The organism is Streptomyces sp. NPDC056738, assembly GCF_042790435.1.
Lineage (GTDB): Bacteria > Actinomycetota > Actinomycetes > Streptomycetales > Streptomycetaceae > Streptomyces.
This window is the reverse complement of sequence record NZ_JBHTZF010000003.1, coordinates 546,346-549,103: the sequence shown is the minus strand read 5'-3', so window position 1 is coordinate 549,103 and position 2,758 is coordinate 546,346. Positions and strand designations below refer to the sequence as shown.

At 66.4% G+C, this 2,758-nt stretch carries 2 protein-coding genes; both read left to right on the top strand.

The window, feature by feature from the left end; genetic code table 11:
* Positions 1-787: tetratricopeptide repeat protein (locus ACFRIC_RS10050; RefSeq protein WP_382782217.1), on the top strand; the 787-nt coding region annotated here is incomplete at its 5' end.
* 316 nt (positions 788-1,103) lie between these two features.
* Positions 1,104-2,336, top strand: a complete 1,233-nt coding sequence (locus ACFRIC_RS10045) for an HNH endonuclease (RefSeq protein WP_382782215.1) — start codon at positions 1,104-1,106, stop codon at positions 2,334-2,336.
* Positions 2,337-2,758 lie beyond the last annotated feature (422 nt).

Sequence of the window (2,758 nt, the reverse complement as noted above, 5' to 3'; positions counted from 1 at the left end):
TCGCCGCAAGCTGGCCGCAGCACGCCCCGACGCCTTCCTGCCTAACCTCGCCACGGCCCTGAACAACCTCTCCGTCCATCTGGGGGAGTTGGGGCGGCGTGAGGATGCGCTGACCGCCATCGAGGAAGCCGTCACCGTCTACCGCAAGCTGGCCGCAGCACGCCCCGACGCCTTCCTGCCCAACCTCGCCGCGACCCTGAACAACCTCTCGATCCGGTTGGGGGAGCTGGGGCGGCGTGAGGATGCGCTGACTGCCATCGAGGAAGCCGTCACCGTCTACCGCAAGCTGGCCGCAGCACATCCCGACGCCCTCCTGCCCGACCTCGCCACGACCCTGAACAACCTCTCCAACCGGTTGGGGGAGCTGGGGCGGCGTGATGATGCGCTGACCGCCGTCGAGGAAGCCGTCACCGTCTACCGCAAGCTGGCCGCAGCACGCCCCGACGTCTTTCTGCCTGACCTCGCCGGCAGCCTGAACAACTTCTCCAACCGGTTGGGGGAGCTGGGGCGGCGTGAGGATGCGCTGACCGCCGTCGAGGAAGCCGTCAGCGTTCGCCGCAAACTGGCCGCAGCACGCCCCGACGTCTTCCTGCCTGACCTCGCCGCCAGTCTGAACAACCTCTCCATCCGGTTGGGGGAGCTGGGGCGGCGTGATGATGCGCTGACCGCCGTCGGGGAAGCCGTCAGCGTTCGCCGCAAACTGGCCGCAGCACATCCCGACATACATCAGGCGGCCCTCGAACAGTCCCTGCAGGTTCTGTCCTGGCTGCAGGACAGCCGACGGTAGGCATCCCAATCGCAGCACAGCCAGCCGTGCTCCCCGAGCCGCTCAGCTATTGCCCCATCACCCGGCGGAATGACGCGCGCCAGATGGACCCGCACCGGACAGTCCCGGTTCGCAATTCCAAGGTCGGCGATGCCCTCACTCTCGGCAAGACGTTCTGTCCAGGTGCCTTGGCAGACTTACCATGGGCTGCATTGATGCTCTCTGGCCTGCCCTTCCTCGTCTTCCTGTCCTGGATGGGGGCGATTGGACAGGCTGCGGCCGGCGCCCCCCCCGCATGCGGTCCTGGTCCGCCACGCGTGATGCCGTAGCTCCGCTGATGGAGAAGTATGCCCAGGTTGAGGACGGCGCGGATGGTGCGCGGTACCCGTTTTGGGCGCTCGTGCGCGATGACTTGTGGGTCCTTGATCGCGGGGAGGACCTCGTCCTCACCAGTCGCGGGCAGCGCCCCACCCTTGAGTCCTTGGATCGGTTCGACCCTGCTGGCGGTCTCCGCGAGGACGACTACTCGCTGCTGCAAGCGCACCCTGAAGCCGCGGCCTCTGTCGCGGCCGGCCTCATCCTGCGCTACTTCTACCCGCTGCCTCCCAACCTGCTGAGGGAGTTTGGGCTACACGAACTGCTCACAGGCCGATGGGCTGATGCACTTCGGCCCCAACTCGGCGAGACCTTCAAGGATCGCGACGCCATCTGGCGGGCTTACGGCGGCCAGAAGATGGCAGGGATCGGCTGCCTCGCCGATGGCATCCTCAGCGCCTTCTCCGACGAGAAGGGGCCCTACAACGACAGCCGCATCCCAGACACAAACTGGATCGCCTACGTGGGCGACGGACTCTCCGGCGACCCAAAGATCACCGATGGCAACGAGCTCATGGCCGAGTACCAGGCCGCGGGACGCCCTCTGCGCTACTGGCACAAGCCCTACCAGGGACAGTTCAGCTTCGAGACCTGGGCAGTCATCACCCAACGCCGGTTCCGCTGGGGAAGGGGAGCCGACAAGGAGTGGCGACGCGAGTTCCACTGGATCCTGGCCCCCGTCCCCTCCCCGGAGCGCGAGACGTGGCCCGCCGATGTACTCGAAGCCCTGGACGCTGACACAGGCACCCTGTACGACGACACAGACTCCTACCACCCCGGCGACGTAGACCCAAAAGCGCGTGACACCTCCGAGAGCGACGAGGACGCGTACAGGCGTCTGACACAGAACGCGGAAGCCAACGCCAAGCGGCGCGGACAGCTCAAGAAGCCTTCACTCGCAGACCGCTTCGTCCGTGACGCCAGCGCCAGGGCAGCCGTCATTCGACGCAGCAAGGGCGACTGCGAGAGCCCCGAATGCGCCGGCCACCCCAAGGAGCTCACCACAGCCGGCAACCCGATCTTGCAGGTCGACCACGTACAAGACCTAGCCAAAGAGGGATCTGACGTCCCCTGGAACATGATCGCCCTGTGCCCTAACTGCCACGCGCTCAAGACCTACGGCGTCAACAGGGAAAAGCTTCGCCGACTCCTCGCGGCCGTCGCGAAGCGCCTACACGCACAGGCACTTCGCTAGCCCTTGGCCGTCCCTCCCCTGGAGACCGGGGGAGGGACAGGCTTGCGTACACGTCCGCCAGGTCTACGCATTACAAGCTGTCCGGGCTTGTTCCGCAGAGGTCCGGGAACATTCGTAAATGAGTTCGCGTTGCAGGTCAGCTGGCGTGCCGAACGTTCACGGATGGGCGCGCACCGCACCGGATTGAGCGGCAATCGAGACTAGAACTGAGACTGAGGTCCATCTCAGGAACCCGAGGTCTACTTAAGCCTCAGATGCACTGGCAGCATCCCCCGCCTGCCCCCGCCACCGGGCGAGGTAGCCCCGGATGATGGGGGTGCCGAGGTGGTCCGAGCCCAACACCCGGATCCAGTCGGGCAGCAGCGCGGCGAGCTCATCGACCGCACCCTGCACATCCCCCGCCTCCCCCCGCCACCGGGCGA